Here is an 18358-nt window from a genome sequence, read left to right as displayed (position 1 = left end):
GCGGGGCAGCGCGGCACGGGGCTTGCTGCAGCCGGTTCGCCCCGCGGCATCTCGCCGCGGAATCAGCATCAGACGAGGGCCGATGAGCAGCGAAACCCCCCAGGGCCAGCGCGAATTCGAGTTCGCCGATCGCGACTTCCGCCGCGTCTGCGCCCTGATCCACGCGCGCGCCGGCATCGCGCTGGCCGACAGCAAGCGCGACATGGTCTACAGCCGCCTGTCGCGCCGCTTGCGCGCGCTCGGCATGGACAACTTCGTCGACTACCTCGACTGGCTTGAGCGCGAAGGCGAGGACGAGTGGCAGAACTTCGTCAACGCGCTCACCACCAACCTCACCAGCTTCTTCCGCGAGGATCACCATTTCGAGCATTTGCGCGAGCAGCTGCCGAAGATGAAGCGTGTGAACGGCAAGGTGCGGATCTGGTGCTCGGCCGCCTCCACCGGCGAAGAGCCCTATTCGATTGCAATCACCGCCTGCGAGGCCTTCGGCACGCTGTCGCCGCCGGTCGAGATTGTCGCCACCGACATCGATACCCAGGTGCTGCTGACCGCCGAGCGCGGGGTGTATCCGCTGGAGCGGTTGGAGCGCATGCCTGAGGCACGCAAGAAAGCTTTCTTCCAGCGCGGCACCGGCGCCAACGCCGGCAAGGTGCGCGTCAATCCCGCGCTGCAGCGGCTGCTGAGCTTCTCGCCACTGAACCTGCTGGATGCGCGCTACCCGGTCAACGGCCCGTTTGCTGCGATCTTCTGCCGCAACGTGATGATCTATTTCGACAAGCCCACGCAGCGCGCGATCCTGGCGCGGATGAAGCCTCTGCTCGAAGCGGATGGCTTCCTGTATGCCGGCCACAGCGAGAGCTTCTTCCACGCCGCAGACCTGTTCAAGAATCTTGGTCGAACCGTGTACGTGCCGGTTGCCAGCGGGAGCGGAGGATGAGCACGCCTGCGCGCAGCCTGAAGGGCCCGATGCCCTACTACGACGTCCAGCTGCAGATGGACGCACTGAAGCTGATGCCGGCGGACTACGTCGTCACCGACCGCGATATCGCGCTTTCGACCGTGCTCGGCAGCTGCGTGGCCGCCTGCATGCGCGATCCGGTGCTGCGCATCGGCGGCATGAACCATTTCATGCTGCCCGATGGAGGCGATGTCGACGACACCTCGGCGCGCTATGGCAGCTATGCCATGGAACTCCTGATCAACGAGCTGCTGAAGGCTGGCGCGCGACGCGAGCGTCTGGAAGCCAAGGTCTTCGGCGGTGGCAACGTGCTGAAGAGTTTCACGACCAACCCGGTCGGCACCCGCAACGCCGAGTTCGTCATCGCGTATCTGAAGGCCGAACGCATTCCGGTGGTGGCCCAGGATCTGGGCAGCATCCATCCACGCAAGGTCTGGTACATCCCCGCCACCGGCAAGGTTCTGGTGCGTCGCCTGCCGCATGCGCACGACACCGCCATCGCCTCTGAAGAAATCGCCTACCGCAACCAGCTCAAACAGCAGCCGAGTGCGGGTGGCGTGGAGCTATTCGACTGATATGGCTATCCGCGTACTGATCGTCGACGACTCGGCCCTGGTGCGCCAGGTACTGACCCAGGTGTTGGGCGAAGACCCGGACATCGAAGTCGTGGGTACCGCGCAGGATCCCTTCGTTGCGCGCGACATGATCAAGCAGCTCAATCCCGACGTGCTCACGCTCGACGTCGAGATGCCGCGCATGGACGGGCTGACCTTCCTCGAAAACCTGATGCGGCTGCGGCCCATGCCGGTGGTGATGGTGTCCTCGCTGACCGAGGCGGGCGCCGAAGTCACACTGGACGCATTGAGCCTCGGTGCCGTCGACTTCGTGACGAAACCGAAACTCGAAGTCGTCAAGGGTTTGACGGAGTACGCGGGCGAGCTGGCTGCGAAGGTCAAGTTTGCCGCCCGCGCCAAGGTGCAGGCGCGCAGCGCGCCGGCGCGCGGCGACCAGCGCCCCAAACCGCGCGGCGCCGCCGGCTTCCGCACCACCGACCGGCTGATCGCAATCGGCGCTTCAGCCGGCGGCACAGAAGCCATCCGCGTGGTGCTGGAGATGATGCCGCCGGATGCTCCTGGCATCGTCATCACCCAGCACATCCCCGCCGAGTTCAGCCGGGCGTTCGCGCAGCGGATGAACCGCTGCTCGCCGATGGCAGTGTGCGAAGCCGAGGACGGCCAGCAGGTCGTGCCCGGCTATGCCTATATCGCGCCCGGCGGCTACCACCTGCGCATCGAGCGCAGCGGCGCGCGCTGGCTGTGCCGCATTGGCGACGACGCCCCGGTCAGCCGCCACAAGCCCAGTGTCGACGTGTTGTTCCGATCGGTGGCCCAGGCTGCCGGCCGCAATGCGGTGGCGGCAATCCTCACGGGCATGGGCAACGACGGTGCTGCCGGCATGCTGGAGATGCACCAGGTGGGCATCCCCACGCTCGCGCAGGACGAAGCGACCTCGGTGGTCTGGGGCATGCCCGGGGCGGCGGTGAAGATGGGCGGCGTGGACGAGATCCTTCCCTTGAACCGCATCGCCGGCCGTCTGCTGGAACTCGCAGCCGACGAATCGCGCCGCGCGCCGCGCACTGCAGGCTGAGCGCAGTGCTCGTGGAACGGGCATTGCAGAAGCCCGGTAGTCAGGCGTCCGCTGCGCCGCGATCCAGAAGCGCTCAAGTCCACCGCGCGATTGGCCGATAGAAGCACGAGTCCGAGGGAACACCGCAATGCAAACCGGCATCCTGATCCGAATCGCTCCTGCCCTGCTGCTCACGCTTGCGCACGTGGTGGCGCAGTTCGTCGAGTGGCCACTGGCGCTTGAGCTCGCTCTGCTGACCACGATGTTTCTCGCCTGGGCCGCCTTTGGGTGGTGGTTCTCCCGCAACGCCTTCGCGCTGACGCCGGACGAAACCCGGCTGCTGAAGGAACAGGAGCAGCTGCTCGGCGAGCTGCGCGAGTTCGTGAGCCGCGAAGTGGGCGGCAGCCAGCAGGAGATCCAGCGCACCCGCGCGCTGCTGGCGCAATCGATCGGCAAGCTGGCCGACAGCTTTCAGACGATGAACAAAACCGCTCGCCACCAGACGCAGACGCTGGCGAAGATTGTCGACCGCAGCGGCGAGAGCAACTCGATCGACGTACGCCGCTTTGCCCAGGAGGCGAGCCGGCACATGGGCGAACTGACCTCGGCACTGGAGCAGGTCAGCGAGCAGAGTTCGACGACAGTGAACCACATCGATGCCATGACCCAGCACCTCGAAGGCATCTTCGCCCTGCTGGAAGACGTCAAGTCGATCGCTGACCAGACCAACCTGCTGGCCTTGAACGCGGCCATCGAAGCCGCCCGCGCCGGCGAGGCAGGCCGTGGTTTCGCGGTGGTCGCCGATGAGGTTCGCAGCCTGTCCGAGCGCTCGACCAGCTTCAATGAGCAGATCCGCAAGCTGGCCAACAGCTCGAAGGACTCCGTGCACAAGGTGCGCGAAACCGTGTCAAACATGGCAACTCGCGACCAGAGCCGCAGCCAGCAGGCGCGCCACGAGGCCTCCAAGCTGTTCTCGCAGGTCGAGGCCATCAACGACAGCTTGGCCGCCGGGATCAACGAGGTCGCCAGCAGCGCGCGGGTGATCGACCAGTCGGTGGCCGAGGCGGTGCGCTCATTGCAGTTCGAGGACATCGTCACCCAGGCCTTGGGCGCGGCCGAGCGCCACCTGGAGCGACTCGAAGCCATCAACCGCGATGCGACGGGCCTGCAGCAGCTGCTCTCGTCGAGTGCCGGCGCCAGCAGCCACCGCAAGCTCGAAGCGTTGAACGATCTGCACCGCCGCCTGCGCGAACTGCGCGACAACTGGCAGCCCATGCCGCACAAGCCGGTGTCACAGACCGATATGGGCGCCGGCGGCGTGGATCTCTTTTAGTGTGGGTCTTGACCCACCGGAGCTGGACACTCGCCCCAGGTCGCTGCACTCCGGCTTCTGAACGGGCGAGGCGCATGTCGAGCTTTCACGCAGACCGCAGCCCACCCAACAGGATGCGGTGATCGAGGCGAGCGTCGAGTCTTGGTGGGTCAAGACCCACCCTATGGGATTGTTTGGGCGCAGCGCGCGTCGAGTGGTTGTCGGGCAAAACCCGCCGTCTCGGATTTGTTCGGTGCAGCGCGCGTCGAGTCCTAGCCGATGCCGACGACCGCGCCGGCTGCGGCGCTCATCGCCGCATGCGTCATCGTCGCCGGGTGCGCGATCGGACTTTCCACGCCGCCCAGCGATTCGGTCATGGCGAAGTCCGGCCCGAACGGCCGGCAACGTCGGCCCTGGCCCCGATCTGTCCGCCCGAACACGCCCCTTCGCACGCCCGCGACGCACTGACGTTTCTTCACATCTTTGTCCTGGCGCTTCGCGAATCCAGGGCAACGCCTTACCCCGCAAGGGTCTTCGTCGATTCCGCGCACGCTCGCGAGGCCGCGACGGCGCTCTGGTCGCTTGCGTGTGCCACATCACATCCCTAGTCTCCGCTGAAGTCTGCATGTGAGCACGCCGCGCAGACGGGGGACATCAACAACCGGCGCATGCAAGGGGTTCGCATGCTGGGCCGTGGGCGCAACTTGTCGATGACCGCAGGCTTGGAGCGACTTGTCGCCGCGCGGACGACGGGTTGATCGTTTTCGCCCGTTTCCGCGCACCTCAACCCGGGAGTGGTCATCGCAATGCTCAAGTTCTGGATTCCGGCAGCGGCAGCTGCAGTACTGTTCGCCACGAGTGCGCACGCGGACGGTGCCCGTCGCATACCCTCACAAGGCGCACCCGGCGCCGAAAAGCCGCTCAGCGCACCGCGAGTGGACATGACCGCCACGCGTGTGGCGACGGTGCGTGATCCCGGCACCCTGCCCGCCAGCCGGACCTTCAACCGCCCTGCGGGATGCTCGGGCGTGTCCAGCGTTGGAACTGCGGTGTCCTTCCACACGCAATCCTTCACGGTGGACACGGCGGGCAGCTACACCCTGACCGTACTGAATACGACGCCCGCGATCGACTCGGTGATCGCGCTCTACCAGGGCAGCTTCAGTGCCGCGGCACCGCTGACCAACTGCATCGCGTTCAACGACGACGCAGCGGGAATTGCCCCGCTGTCGCGGATCACGCAGACCCTCAGCGCCGGCACGCCCTATGTGTTGGTGACGACCACGTTCAATAACGGCGAAGTTGGCGGCTTCAGCAACGAGATCACTGGCCCGGGCCCCATCAGCCTGGCAATCGGCGGCCCCTCCGCCGACCTCGGCCTGACCAAGACAGCGCCTGACGGCGTGGTCAACGGTGGCAGCTATCGCTATGTTCTCGCTGCCAGCAATGCCGGCCCCGACAACGCAACAGGCGTGACGGTGACTGACACCCTGCCGGCCGGCGTGAGCTTTGGCGCCAGCACCTGCGGCGCGACGGCCTCCGGGCAAACCGTCACTTGGCCGATCGGCGCGCTTGCCAATGGCGGCAGCGCGAGCTGCACCTTGACGGTCTCGCGCACGTCGCTTACCTGCAGCTCGGTGGTCAGCACAGCCACCATCAGCGGCGCTCAGCCGGACCCGATTCCCGCCAACAACACCGCTACCCACAGCAACGGCGGTAGCAACTTGATTGTCGACGGCAGCTTCGAGGCGCCCAGCGCCCCTGCGTGGACGCAAAGCTCGACCAACTTCGGCAGTCCGCTCTGTGATGACGCCGGCTGCGGCAACGGCGGCGGGTCGGCGGGCCCGCGTACCGGCGCTCAGTGGATGTGGTTCGGCGGTGCCGCAGCCTTGGAAGTGGGCGTGGCCGAACAGTCGGTAGCCATCCCGACAGGGGCGACGAGCCTCAGCTTTGGCTATCGTCTTGGCCTGTGCGCCGCCGCTGCCGGCGCCAACGACTTAATCCGGCTCACGGTGGGTGGAACCGAACTGTGGCGCCGCGATGCGACTTCGGCCGAGTGCGGTGCAGCGGCGTATGCACTCGCCAATGTGGACATCAGCGCGCTGGCGGGAAGCACGCGCGTGATCCGATTCGAGTCCACCAGCGGTACGGCGGCTGCAATCAGCAACTTCAGCATCGACGATGCCAGCCTGCTGGGCCCGCCGGTCTGTGTGGCCCCGCAGAATGCGGACATTTCCATCACCCACACCGTGACTCCACCCCCCAGCCAGATCGTTGGCAACCCGCTGACTGTGGGACTGACGGTCGCCAACGCCGGCCCCGGCCCGGCGAGCGGGGTGACCACCTCGACCGCACTGCCGGCGCAGTTGGCCTTCGTCAGCAGCAGCTGCGGCGCAAGCGCGGCCGGCCAGACCATCACTTGGTCCGTCGGTGCCTTGGCCAATGGCGCCAGCGCCAGCTGCACGCTCAACACCCGCATCGCCGCGGGCGGAGCAATCAGCATCAGCTCCAGCGTGGCGTCGGCTACGGCGGACCCGGTTCCGGCCAACAACGCGGCTGCGGTCAACCTCGCGGGCGCGCCAGTCGGTGCGCCGCGGCCTGCCGTGGTGCCGAGCCTCAATGCCGTGGGCCTGCTGGCGCTGGTGCTCAGTCTGCTGGCCGTGGGTGGGCTGGCCTTCGGACGCCGCGACCGCTGACATCGAAGTCAGGCGCAGTACGCAGAGCGCCCGCCGAAAGGCGGGCGTTCTGTTCTGGGGCTGCCAATCCGACGAGGCGGCACAGCGCGTCGATCCCATGCGGGTATCGGCTTTCCGCGGCCTCTGGCGTCCACCTCGCCGCAGCGGGATGAGTCAGCAGCAGAGTGATCCAGAGCCACGCGCGTCGAAAGGAGCTGGAGCTACCGACCCCTTGCGTGCTGAAGTTTCACGCGCTGCTCTAGGCCGCCTGCGCGCGCTCGGCCCGCCTCAAGGCCGCTGCGATGTCGGCGACCAGGTCAGCGCTCGCCTCAATGCCCACCGACAGACGCAGCAGACCGTCGCTGATGCCGGCGACCGCGCGGGCTTCGGCGCTCATGGCCGCATGCGTCATCGTCGCCGGGTGCGCGATCAGGCTTTCCACGCCGCCCAGCGATTCGGCCAGGGTGAAGCACTGCAGGCCCTCAACAAAGGCGCGCACGGCCGCCTCACCGCCGTCCAGCTCGAACGAAATCATGGCGCCGCCGTTCTTCTGCTGACGCAGTGCCAGCGCATGGCCTGGGTGGCTCGTCAGGCCCGGGTAGTGCACCGCCTTGACGGCAGGGTGCTCGCTCAGCAGCTCGGCCAGTGCTTGTGCGTTCTCGACATGGCAGCGCAGACGCGGCTCCAGCGTGCGCAGGCCACGCAAGGTGAGAAAGCTGTCGAAGGGGCTGCCGGTCAGACCCAGGCAATTCGCCCACCAGGTCAGCTGCTGATGCAGCTCAGGCGTGGCGGCGATGATCGCGCCACCGACCACGTCGCTGTGGCCGTTGATGTACTTGGTGGTCGAATGCAGCACCAGGTCCGCACCGAACTCGATCGGCCGCTGGATCGCCGGCGAGAGGAAGGTGTTGTCGACGAGGGCGAGCGCGCCGGCACGATGCGCGGCCTCGATGACGAAGCGCAGGTCGGTAATCCGCAGCAGCGGGTTGCTGGGCGTTTCGATCCACACCAGCTTCGGCGGCGTTGACAGCGCGTCGGCCAGCTGGCGCGGGCAGGTCAGGTCGGCGACCACCAGCTCGAAGTGGCCCTTCTTCGCCAGCGCATTGAACAGCCGCCAGCTGCCGCCGTAACAGTCGTGCGGCACCACCAGCCGATCGCCCGGATCGAGCAGAGCAAGCGCCAGCGTGATCGCGGCCATGCCGCTGGATGTCACCACGCCGCCGGCGCCGCCTTCGAGTTCGGCGAGGGCCTCACCCAGCAGGTCGCGAGTCGGATTGCCGCAGCGCGTGTAGTCGTAAGTGCGCTTCTCGTTGAAGCCGGCGAAGCTGAAGTTGGTCGAGAGCACCAGCGGCGGCACCACCGCGCCGTAGGCGGAGTCACGGTCGATGCCGGCGCGCGCGGCGACGGTGGCAGGGGCGTGGCGGCTCATCAGTGCACCTCGTTGGCGGTCGGAGCGTTGAGGGCACGCGCGATCAGCGCGCCCACGCGGTCGGTTTCCTTGAGAAAGGCATCGTGGCCGTACAGCGAGTCGATGCTCTCGAACTGGGCGGGCGCGGCGATGGCCGCGGCGAAGGCCCGCAGGTCCTCCGGCGGCGCCAGCCAGTCGCCGCTGACGGCCAGCAGATGCGTGGGCACGCGGATCTGCGCGGGCTGGATCGCGTGCAGATCGATCGACTCGGACAGCCGCAGAAAGGCCGTCGCGCTCCAGCGCTCGGCATAGCGGCTGCCGCAGCTGGCGAGGTAGGCCTCGGATGGGCTGCGCGCGCGACCGTTGCTGAGCTCGGTCGGCGCGTCGAAACGCTGCGCGAACTCGGCGGGGCTGCGGTAGCTCAGCATGGCGAACTGCCGCGCCAGCGACAGGCCAAGCTGGTCGGCGCACTGCAGCTGCCCCAGGGCCACCACTTGCCGCTGCAAGGCGCGGAAGGCGGAAGCGAAGGGATGCGGGCGCGGCCCGGCCGACAGACACACCAGCCGCTCCAGCCGGCGCGGGTGGCGCACAGCCAAGGCCTGCCCCACCATGCCGCCATAGGAGGCGCCGACGAAGGCGCGCAGACGGCGGATTCCGAGCACATCCAGGGCGCGCGCGATGGCGTCGGCCTGATCCTCGCTGCTGATCGGCGCGTCGATGTCGCCCTCGGCACCGAGCCAGTCGCAGGCGATCAGGCAGTAGCGCTGTGGGTCCAGCGCGGGATGTGCATCGACCAACTCCTGCCACCAGCCCGGCTGGGCATCGATCTGGTTGGCGCAAACGTGCCGATGGGCGCTGATGCCGCCCGCTACCCACACCGCCGGCAGGCGCGGATCGCCCGTCCATTCGACGCGCAGGCGCACCCGGCGCAGGCCGGCGTGGCGCATCTCCAGCTCAAACTCGAAGCTGTCCTGCCCACCCGCGGGCAGACGCGATTTCAGTTCAAGCCCGCAACAGTCGGGCTCGCTGTGCGCGGGGGCGCAGGCTTCGGCAGAGGCAAGTGACATGGCGCGCTCCGGGGTGGACGGTGATCCATCGAGACCGGAGGCAGAGTCGGAAGCGATTCATGGCGGCGGGGATCCACCCCTGCACGGCATGCCCATCTTCCGGCTGCGCGCGTCGATGAAGACACGCGCCTGCCGCAGGATTTGGCACCTGCTGAGCGCGTGCTGCGCGTGCAGGTTGCCCCGGCTTCAAAGGGCCTGTCCCTCTGCCGGTCTTGATGGCTGGGCGGCAGTCTGCCCACGATCGGAATGACTGTCAATCCTTTCATCCGGATACAGCGATATATGACGCCGCGTCACAAGCGCGGCCGTTGAACGGCAAAGGCCCCGGGCAGCGATGCCCGAGGCCTTTGCGTGCAGTACGCGTGGGAGACGATCAGAACTGGTAGCGCAGCACCAGCTGGTAGACGCGTCCGCCGGTCTCGCTTTCCAGCTCGTACTCGTCGTAGTCGCGGGCGATCTGGTCGGCAATCGTGGTGAACTTGTCGAACACCTCATCCTTGCTGGCGTTGAGCAGGTTGGAGCCGGACAGGCGCAGCACCCAGGCTTCGCCGAAGCGCTTCTCGATGAAGGCCTCAAGATCGCCGTCGTAGCGGGTCAGCACTTCCTCACCCACGATCCGGCTGAAGGCATCGCCCTGCTCACGGTAGGTCAGGCCGAACGAGGCGCCAACGCCCTGCAGCTCCTGGATGAAGCCGACGTTGAAGACGAAGTCGGACTGGCTGTTGAAGGTGCGCGTACCAAAGTCGTCCTCGATTTCGCTGTCCAGCCACGAGTAGTTGAAGAACACGCCGGTGTTGTCCATGCCGAAGGCGGTGAGCGGCGTCGACAGATCGAACTCCAGCCCCCAGACCTCGCCGTCACCGGTGTTGCGCGGCTGCAGAACGAAGGTGCCCGGGCCTTCGTCGCCCTCGACCCCGGTGTTGGCCAGCTCGATCAGATCGCTGATGTCGCGGTAGAAGGCGTTGACGCCGACCACGCCGCTGCGACCGAGCCGGTACTCCCAGCCGAGGTCCAAGCCCCAGGCGCGCTCGGGCTCCAGGTCCGGATTGCCCAGGAAGTCGTTGTCACCCAGCTCGGCGGTCAGCAGGGCCGGCGAGATCTGATTGAAGTCCGGGCGCCGCAGGGTGCGCGCCAGCGACGCGGTGATGCGCTGGCGCTCGTCCAGGTTGAAGCGCAGGTGCGCCGAGGGCAGCAGCAGGCCGTAGTCACTGTCCTGGCGCTGATCCTGCGCGTCGACCGTGAAGTCCTGCAGCTCCACTTCTGTCTGCGCGTAGCGCAGGCCGGTTTCCCACTCGACCTGGCCGGCCTGGCCGTCCATGCGGACGAAAGGCTCGATGCGGTCCTCGCGGATCTCGTTGACCCCGCCATCGACCGGCTGCAGTGGTCCGAAGGTGCCGGGGATCGAAGGCGTCGCGCCGTTGGCGATGGTGAAGCGATTGCGCACTTCCAGCAGCGAGGTGTCACGGCGCTTCGCGGTGTAGTCGAGGCCGAAGCGCAGGCGGGCGTTGTGCAGGTCGCGCGTGTGGCGCAGCTCGGCGGTGGTCTCGCGATCCTCCAGATCGAACTCGATCAGGTCGCCGGTAAACCGATCTGCGTCCGGAAAGGGCAGCGCATCGCGCAGGTATTCGGTCTCGTACTCGAACTCCGACTGGTCGTCGTCGAAGCCGGCGTGGCCCAGCCGGACGCGCGTCTCGCCGCCGGCCATCGGCAGGGTGTAGTCGAGGCCCAGCGACCAGTTGTCGGTGCGGATATCGAGGTCGTTGTCGTTCACCGTCTGCAGGTTGGCCTGCGTGGCGATGCCGGCGGCGTACTCCAGCGAATCCTCGTCCTGCAGACGATCCGTGCGCACGTAGAAGGCGCGCAGGCCCAGCTCACCCTCGCCCGCCGCCACCCGATAGTCGAGATTGAAGGCGTAGTCCTCGCCGCTGCGCACGTCGGTCTGCACTTCGGTGTTGTCGAGCTCGCCGCCGGGCTCGTCGAAGCGCTGACTGAACTTGTCCTTGGGGCTGCGCCGGCCCTGCACGTTGAAGCCGGCCAGCAGCTGGCCGCCCAGCGCCTCACCGCCCCAGACGGCGCCGGCCAGCGGTTCGCTCTCGTCGCGGTAGTCCAGCGCGCCAATGCGCAGGTAGCCGCCGTCCAGCGAGTAGCCATCGCGGAGCACGATATTGAGCGAGCCCGCCACCGCATCGCCGCTGCGATCGGCCGAGGCCGAGCGGAGGATTTCGATGCGCTCGACCAGCTCGGCCGGAATGCGATCAACGAAGAAGCTGCGGTCCAGGCCGCCACCGGGCACGCGCTCGCCGTTGATCAAGATCTGCGTATAGCCCGGGTCCAGGCCGCGCAGGCGTACGCCGTCGTACTCCAGCACGTCGCCGAGAAAGGCCACGCTGGGCACGCGCTTCAGCATGTCGCCGACGGTCAGGGGCTCGAAGCGCTGGAAGTATTCGAGGTCGTAGCTGAGCGTGGCCGGCGCCTCAGTGCGGTCGCGGTAGATGATGGCGCCGCGCACCTCGACCCGGTCGAGCTCGGCCGCGTTCGCGCTGTCGGGCGTCGCGGGCGTCTGGGCCTGTGCGCCAAAACTGGCGAGGGCAAGGGCGGAGAGGATGGCGCGGTGCAGACGGGCGCGACGGATCACGGGGAGCCTCGAACGGGACAGGTGGAAAGCCCGCCTGTGTACGCGCCGCCCGTGGCAGGTCGGTGACACTGCTACGACGGAAATGCTGCAGGGACTCCTTCGAACCGCGCGCTCTGCGCCGAAAACCCAGGAAGACCTTCAGAAAGCTGCGCCCGCTGTCGGTGCCCTGGCGACGGCGACGGCTGTTCTGGTAACGCGGCGGCAGGCCAAGGCCCCGCCCAGGCGCGCCGCCCGCAACTCAGTGAACAGTTGTTCCGTTTTCAGGGATAATTCCAGCCCCTGCTGCCGGCTGGCAGCCTTTTGGAACCGGAACACATGTTCGACACTTTCGATCGCGACCAGCTGATTGCCTCGGGCGAAGGCCGTCTGTTCGAAGGCAGCCAGGCGCGCCTGCCGCTGCCGCCCATGCTGATGTTCGACCGCATCACCCGCATCGCCGCCGAGGGCGGGCTGCACGGCCAGGGTGAAGTCGAAGCGGAGCTCGATATCCGCCCGGACCTGTGGTTCTTTGCCAGCCACTTCCGCGGCGACCCGGTGATGCCGGGCTGCCTGGGGCTCGACGCCATGTGGCAGCTGGCCGGGTTCTTCCTGACCTGGCAAGGCTTGCCGGGGCGCGGTCGCGCACTCGGCGTCGGCGAGGTCCGCTTCTCCGGCCAGGTGCTGCCGACGGCCAAGCTCGTGCGCTATCTGATCGACGTGAAGCGGGTGATTCGCCGCAGGCTCAACATGGTCGTGGCCGATGCCCGCATGTGGGTGGACGGGCGCGAGATCTACACGGCCAGCGAGCTGCGCGTCGGGCTGTTCACCGACACCTCGGGCTTCTGATGTTTCCGCGCAGGGTAGTCATCACCGGGGCCGGCATCGTCAGCTGCCTGGGCAACGATCTGGCCAGCGTCAGCCTCGCGCTGCGCGACGGTCGCTCCGGCATCCGCCGCTGCGAGGCGTTCGTGGAAGCGGGCCTGCGCAGCCAGGTTGCCGGGGTGCCGGACATCGATCTGGAAGCGCGCATCGACCGCCGCGATCGCCGCTTCATGGGCGACGCGGCCGCCTATGCCTGCGTGGCGCTGGAAGATGCCATCGCGATGGCAGGCCTCAAGCCGGAGCAGGTCAGTCATGCGCGCACCGGCCTGATCATGGGCTCGGGTGGCGGTTCGCCGGCGCACCAGATCGAAGCCGCCGATACGCTGCGCAGCAAGGGCGTACGTCGCATCGGGCCCTACCAGGTCACCCGCACCATGGCCTCGACGGTGTCGGCCTGCCTGGCGACGCGCTTCAAAGTGCGCGGCATCAACTACTCGATCAGCTCGGCCTGCGCGACCTCGGCCCACTGCATCGGCGCGGCTGCCCAGCAGATCGCCTGGGGCCTGCAGGACATGATGTTCGCCGGCGGCGGCGAGGAGAACTCTTGGGGCATGGCCAGCCTGTTCGACGGCATGGGCGCGCTGTCGACCCAGCGCAACGACACGCCCGAAACCGCTTCGCGCGCCTATGACGCCGACCGCGACGGCTTTGTCATCGCCGGTGGCGGCGGAGCGCTGGTGCTGGAAGCTCTGGAGCACGCTGAGGCACGCGGCGCGCGCATCCTCGCCGAGATCGTCGGCTATGGCGCGACCTCGGACGGCGCCGACATGGTCGCGCCCTCGGGCGAAGGCGCGGTCGCCTGCATGCGCCAGGCGATTGCCGGGCTGGATCAGCCGATCGACTACATCAACACCCACGGCACCTCGACACCACTCGGCGACCTCATCGAGCTGCGCGCCCTGCGCGAAGTGTTTGGTGAAGCCATGCCGCCGTTCTCCTCGACCAAGTCACTGTCGGGGCATTCGCTGGGCGCCGCCGGTGTGCACGAAGCGATCTACTGTCTCGCCATGCTGGAGGGCGGCTTCATGGCCGGCTCGGCGAACGTGGAAACACCCGACCCAGGCGTGGGCGATGCACCGCTGCTGCGGGCGAGCCGTGAGGCCTCGCTGCGGACGGTGCTGTCGAACAGCTTTGGGTTTGGGGGAACGAATGCCTGTCTCGTGCTGAGGACCCTGCACTGAATCCCGGTTCCAATGCTCCTTGCACACCGGCCATTGCGGACATCGTCCCGATCGGGAAGGCACACGCTCACCGGGCTTCGGGGGGCACACCTGCTGTGACCGGCGACGAGACCCGTGAGTCCGCTCTCCGTGTGGTGCGGGTGCGGGTGCGGGTGCGGGTGCGGGTGCGGGTGCGGGTGCGGCGAAACAGGCGCACGGCGAGACCGAGCAGAAAGCGGGCGAGCATGAACAGCAGCAGGCTCTTCCACATCAGTGCGCCAACCAGAACAATGGCATCTGCCCAACTGATCTCGGCCAGAGTGAGGTCCGCAACCGCTTCCAGACGCGCGGGCAGTTCCTGTAGAACGCCCTGCCAAAGTTGGATACCCGCGAGTACCAGCACCACCGCGAACGCCCCGGCACATGCCAGGCCATAAACCGCAAGCAACGGAAGCAAGCCCGGAGTGAGGCCTCTCGGATGAGCCCGAGATGGTTTGACGACGCTCGCTGATCTCAGCCGCTGCCAGAGGGCAGCCATGGTCTCGCGCCCATCGCGCCGAAGATTGCTGCGCCCGAGAAGATCACTCAACAGCCAGTAGCCGTCCATCCGCAGCAGGGGGTTCAGATTCCAGAGAATCGAGGCGCTGGCGGCTGCTGCGCTCGCCAACAGGAGTGCATGGCTCGTCGCCAGATAAACGAGCATGAACGCTAGGACAAGCTGCGCCTGCAGAAAGACGCCCGCGATATCGATGAGCGCCCGCTGGCGGGCAGGCAGACGCCAGCACTCCGACAGCTCGGCCCAGGCGACGGGAAACAGCACATACCAGCCAACACCGATGCTGACGTGGCGAGCTCCACACCGCCAGGCGGCTGCCGCGTGTCCGAGCTCATGCACTAGCAGAACGAACAGCCCGAGCAAAACCCCTAGCAGCAGCTCGACCGAGGTCGGTGACGCATAGGTTCGCGACGACTGAAGCTCCGACAGCAGCAAGGCAAACCCCAGCAGGGCGGCGCAACTACCAAGCAGAATTCCGGGCCGCGAGAACCCAGGGGAAAGGCAGCGCGCGAGTGGATTGACCGAGCGCGGCGAAAGCAGTCTGAGCAACGCCGTCATGTAACCCGGGCGTTCGATTTGGAGTGGTGCGCTGGTTGCCCCAACGTTCTCCCTCACCAACAGATGCCTGCGCAGACAGTCCTTCTCCAGGACCGACTTCAGCGACTCAAGCGCCTCTCCATCCCAGCCCTCTCGGCAGAGCGCATCGGTGACTTCAGCAAAGGTGCTCGGAATACGAAACTGCATCAGCGCTCGCTTCACGCGATCCGTCACCACCACGCGCTGGGTCTTGCCCTTGACATCGTCAAGTTCCAGCAGCCAACGTTCGCCGCCATCCCCCTCGAACGGCAAAATGCAAAGCTCACCATTAAGAACCCAATGGGTTGCTTCATTCGCAGAGATGGAAGAATCAGCCAAGGTCTAGGGTCCAGCAACTGCCAGCAGACGGCGTTGTACGAGCGATTCGAGCAGCCTGCCGAGATCCGATGCGTCTATGCCCATCGCGCTGTATTCATGGCTCAGGGCGCGCGCAGTCTTTGGGCCTTCGCGCAACCGACCATGAAGCCCATAGGCCCAGTCGGGAAGCCGATAGGCCATCTGCGAACCCACGTGCACCCAGTACTGATGTCGGTCGCGCTCAAACAAGGTGACGTGCTGTGGCAGCAGTGCCATCGGGGCATCTTCATCAAGACCGCGCTCTAGCGGAAACCCTGGGGCAGCGTCCGCCACCATCCATCGATGCAGACAGAAAGCGAACTCCCAAGGCACGGGGTCCTTTTCCACTTCTGCCGCCAGCGCGTTGTAGATCGACTGCATCATGCGCTGTCGACCTTCGGTGTCCCGAGGGGCCACCAGTGGCTCCCCCGCAACCACGTGGTCCGGCGCATCGAGCGAAGTTCGCACGACCACGGGAATCACAACCCGGCGCAGCGATTGCGCTAGGCGCGCAGTACCTTCCTTTACGCGGATCCGTTTGCGGAGAAATCGGTGGGTTGATGCTTCGCTCTTCCGCTTCTGTTCGTCCTTGAACTGCTTCGGGGTGCGGTACCCGAGACTCGAGTTAGGGCGATCCTCGTTGGGGTGGCAGCGCCAGCTCTCGATGATCACACGCGCCTCGGCCCGGCTACAGAGCCACTCCATAGCTCAGAAACTCGTCGCGGAACGTGCCGTTCAAGCTCCCGGCGGTGGCATTCTGCCAACGCTTGCCGGGCTCAACGCGCGCGGTGGTTCTCTGCCACCACCGCGCCCGAGGAACGCGATTGAGGAGCGGCGTGCGAGGAATGGCGCCAGACCGCGGTCGCCAAGACCCTTGAACCTGGTCTGGACTGCATCAACACAAACGGCCGCCCTCGCGGGCGGCCGTTTGGGGGGGTCTCGCGTGACGGGGGCGCTTCAGGCGGTACAGGGACCCGCGAGGAAGTCCTCGATCAGCTTCAGCGTCTGCTGCTGGTGGCGCGGATACCAGGGCAGGCTGTGCGGCATGTCGGGAATCAGCTCGAAGGTCGCCGGAACTCGGTCCTTGACGCCGTTGTAGAAATCACGGGCGTGGAAAGCCGGCGTGCGCACGTCGCGATCGCCCACGTAGAGCAGCACCGGCACGTTCGCCTTTTCAACGTTCTGCATCGGATCCATGCCTTTGACCGTGCGGCCCTGCAGGAGTCGCTGCAGGCGGTTCTCGCTCCAGCGGTTGCCAAGGCGGGCCAGGTTGGTCACCGGAGCGCCGGAGATAGCGCACTGGTAAGGGCTGTCCGGACGCACCACCGCGGCGGCAGCGGCGAATCCGCCGTAGGAGTAGCCGAAGATCACCAGACGCTCCGGATCAGCGATGCCTTCCTTCACAAGCCAGGCGGCGCCGTCATCCTTGTCGTCCTGCATCTTCTGGCCCCACTCAGCGTCGCCAGCCAGCCACAGCTGACGGCCGAGGCCGGAGGAGCCGCGGTACTGCGGACGCAGCACGGCATAGCCGCGCGAGGTCAGGAAGGGCACCCAACCACTGACGTCCCAACCGCCGAAGTCACGCGCCCAGGGGCCGCCGTGCGGGTGGATGACTGTCGGCACTGGGCCCTTGTCCTTGGTCCAGCCGGCGGGCAGATCCAGGATGGCCGGGATCTTCATGCCGTCGCGCGCCTCGTAGGTCACCCACTTCTGCTCGCCGAGGCTTTCGGGGTCGATGCCGTCGCGCTCGGTTCCCAGCGTGACGACGTTCTTGCCATCGACCAGCAGGCCATACATCGGTGGATGACGGTTGCTCTCGGTCGAGAACAGCACCTTGCTGCGATCGTCCGTGTAGCCAAGGATCGACACCATCTTGCCGGGGTAGGCGTTCTTCAGGCCCTCATGGATGCCGGCGAGACGCGGCTCGACCCACTGGGTCTCCGGCACCAGTCCACCGACAGTGAAGCCGATGACCTTGTTGAAGTCACTTTCGCGCGTGCCCAGGATCAGGTTCATGATCGAAAACTGCGGATGCGCAACAAGCGCCTCGTCGTCGAACTTCTTCGCGACGGGGTCATACATGCGGGCCTGCACTTGGTCCGAGAACTTGTCGGTGAGCACGTAGAACTTTCCGCTTTCTTCGTCACGACCCACGATGTTCATGCTGTAGCGATCGCGCACCTTGGTGGTGAGTGCGTCGTGCACTTCGAACTCCAGCGTCTGCGGGTTGCGGATCAGCACCCACTGCTCGTAGCCACCCTCTTTCGCCTCCAGCTGCACGCGGGTCAGCAGATCGCCGTTGCGCGGATCGAACAGCCCCGGCTGCGAGCGGCCACCGGCACGGAACAGCATTTCGCTTTCCTTGGTGCGCAGGTTGTAGCGCAGGTAGACGTCGCGGAAGGTCGACATGTCGAGCTGGGCGATGACCACGCGCTCCGGATCCAGCGGCAGCGCGCTCACAAGGTCGGAGGTGCCGAAAATCTCGAGACAGCGCTTGGTGTTGTCACTCATGCCCGTCTTGCGCTGGGTCGGCGCGAGGCCCTCCTGGAACTCCCCGTGGCTCGCGTCCGTCAAGTAGACCTTGTTGACGAAGGTCTTGGTGGAACCCACGCTGTTGCCTTCACCGCCGCAAGCGGCGATATCGCCGGTCCACTCCTGGCGACCCACGACCAGGAACTTGCCCGCCTTCAACGGCGAGGCGCCGATGAAGCGCATGCGATCGCCCGATGCGGTGACGGTCGGGCCCTTGTCGAGATCGTTGAGATCCCACGTCGCCAACGAGGTGTCGAACTCTTCGGCCCCGGGCTTGCCGAGCAGCGCAACCAGATGGCGGCCATCAGCGCTCATCGAGATCGACTGGATGTTGGGCATGCGCGCCAGCGCATCGATTGAGATGGGTGCAGGTTCCGCCGCAGCCAGCGGCGAGCCCACAAGACCCGCGACCAGCGCGAGCCAAAGCGAAATCTTGTGCTTCATGTACGTGCTCCTGATGAACATGGTCTGGTACCCGCGCGCGCGGCGCGCCCCAACTGCTGATGTCGTGAAGCGTGGATCACCCACATCCGACCCGCAACCCGATGCTCCCGCGCATCGTTCGTGACAGCGCAAGGCGCCACGCACCGCGAATCACGCGCCGCTCGATGTCAAGGGTCTGTTGAGGCCGTTGG

The 18358-nt window shown here is 66.6% G+C and carries 14 protein-coding genes and 1 riboswitch; of the genes, 7 read left to right on the top strand and 7 right to left on the bottom strand.

What is annotated here, in order from left to right; all coding sequences use genetic code 11:
- Positions 1–82 precede the first annotated feature (82 nt).
- The 4 genes from H4O13_18620 to H4O13_18605 all read left to right on the top strand — a co-directional run bounded on the left by H4O13_18620 (position 83) and on the right by H4O13_18605 (position 3917).
- Positions 83–937: a chemotaxis protein CheR gene (locus H4O13_18620; protein MBE5317411.1), complete on the top strand. Its 855-nt coding sequence runs from the start codon at positions 83–85 to the stop codon at positions 935–937.
- The gene (gene cheD, locus H4O13_18615; GenBank protein ID MBE5317410.1) at positions 934–1533 is read left to right on the top strand and encodes a chemoreceptor glutamine deamidase CheD; all 600 of its coding nucleotides are present in this window, start codon (positions 934–936) and stop codon (positions 1531–1533) included. Before H4O13_18620 ends, cheD begins: the two co-directional genes overlap by 4 nt.
- A gap of 1 nt (position 1534) precedes the next feature.
- Entirely contained in the window at positions 1535–2605 is a 1071-nt protein-coding gene (locus tag H4O13_18610) for a chemotaxis response regulator protein-glutamate methylesterase (GenBank protein MBE5317409.1), read from the top strand.
- Between the two features lie 127 nt (positions 2606–2732).
- The gene (locus H4O13_18605) at positions 2733–3917 is read left to right on the top strand and encodes a chemotaxis protein (protein MBE5317408.1); all 1185 of its coding nucleotides are present in this window, start codon (positions 2733–2735) and stop codon (positions 3915–3917) included.
- A 251-nt stretch (positions 3918–4168) separates the two neighbouring features.
- On the opposite strand, the gene H4O13_18600 is transcribed toward H4O13_18605, so the two are convergent.
- Positions 4169–4273, bottom strand: coding sequence for a PLP-dependent transferase (locus tag H4O13_18600; protein MBE5317407.1), 105 nt, complete (start codon positions 4271–4273; stop codon positions 4169–4171).
- Positions 4274–4837: 564 nt separating this feature from the next.
- Between H4O13_18600 and H4O13_18595 the strand changes: the two genes are divergently transcribed.
- On the top strand, positions 4838–6592 hold the full coding sequence (locus H4O13_18595) for a DUF11 domain-containing protein (protein ID MBE5317406.1): 1755 nt from the start codon (positions 4838–4840) through the stop codon (positions 6590–6592).
- 238 nt (positions 6593–6830) lie between these two features.
- On the opposite strand, the gene metB is transcribed toward H4O13_18595, so the two are convergent.
- The 3 genes from metB to H4O13_18580 form a co-directional block, all read right to left on the bottom strand.
- On the bottom strand, positions 6831–8000 hold the full coding sequence (metB, locus tag H4O13_18590) for a cystathionine gamma-synthase (GenBank protein ID MBE5317405.1): 1170 nt from the start codon (positions 7998–8000) through the stop codon (positions 6831–6833).
- Positions 8000–9046, bottom strand: coding sequence for a homoserine O-succinyltransferase (locus tag H4O13_18585; GenBank protein MBE5317404.1), 1047 nt, complete (start codon positions 9044–9046; stop codon positions 8000–8002). The genes metB and H4O13_18585 overlap by 1 nt, the downstream gene beginning before the upstream one ends.
- 89 nt (positions 9047–9135) lie before the next feature.
- Positions 9136–9268: riboswitch (SAM riboswitch) on the bottom strand.
- Between the two features lie 151 nt (positions 9269–9419).
- Complete coding sequence (locus H4O13_18580; protein MBE5317403.1) at positions 9420–11678, bottom strand: TonB-dependent receptor; 2259 nt, start codon at positions 11676–11678, stop codon at positions 9420–9422.
- Positions 11679–11996: 318 nt separating this feature from the next.
- Here H4O13_18580 and fabA point away from each other — a divergent pair, with 318 nt between their 5' ends.
- Together fabA and fabB are read left to right on the top strand one after the other, a co-directional pair.
- The gene (gene fabA / locus H4O13_18575; protein MBE5317402.1) at positions 11997–12506 is read left to right on the top strand and encodes a 3-hydroxyacyl-[acyl-carrier-protein] dehydratase FabA; all 510 of its coding nucleotides are present in this window, start codon (positions 11997–11999) and stop codon (positions 12504–12506) included.
- Positions 12506–13723, top strand: coding sequence for a beta-ketoacyl-ACP synthase I (fabB, locus tag H4O13_18570; GenBank protein ID MBE5317401.1), 1218 nt, complete (start codon positions 12506–12508; stop codon positions 13721–13723). Before fabA ends, fabB begins: the two co-directional genes overlap by 1 nt.
- Positions 13724–13790: 67 nt before the next feature.
- Here the strand turns inward: fabB and H4O13_18565 are convergent, their stop codons facing one another.
- From H4O13_18565 to H4O13_18555, 3 genes are all read right to left on the bottom strand, one after another.
- Entirely contained in the window at positions 13791–15173 is a 1383-nt protein-coding gene (locus tag H4O13_18565) for a M50 family metallopeptidase (protein MBE5317400.1), read from the bottom strand.
- A gap of 3 nt (positions 15174–15176) precedes the next feature.
- Positions 15177–15863 carry a hypothetical protein gene (locus H4O13_18560; protein MBE5317399.1) on the bottom strand — a complete coding sequence of 229 codons (687 nt, stop codon included), beginning with the start codon at positions 15861–15863 and terminating at the stop codon, positions 15177–15179.
- Positions 15864–16148: 285 nt separating this feature from the next.
- Entirely contained in the window at positions 16149–18167 is a 2019-nt protein-coding gene (locus H4O13_18555; protein ID MBE5317398.1) for a S9 family peptidase, read from the bottom strand.
- Between the last annotated feature and the right edge of the window lie 191 nt (positions 18168–18358).

The organism is Lysobacterales bacterium (assembly GCA_014946745.1).
In the GTDB taxonomy this organism is placed as follows: Bacteria; Pseudomonadota; Gammaproteobacteria; order Xanthomonadales; family Xanthomonadaceae; genus Aquimonas.
Note: the sequence above shows the minus strand (reverse complement) of the source record. Positions and strands in the feature narration are given on the sequence as shown.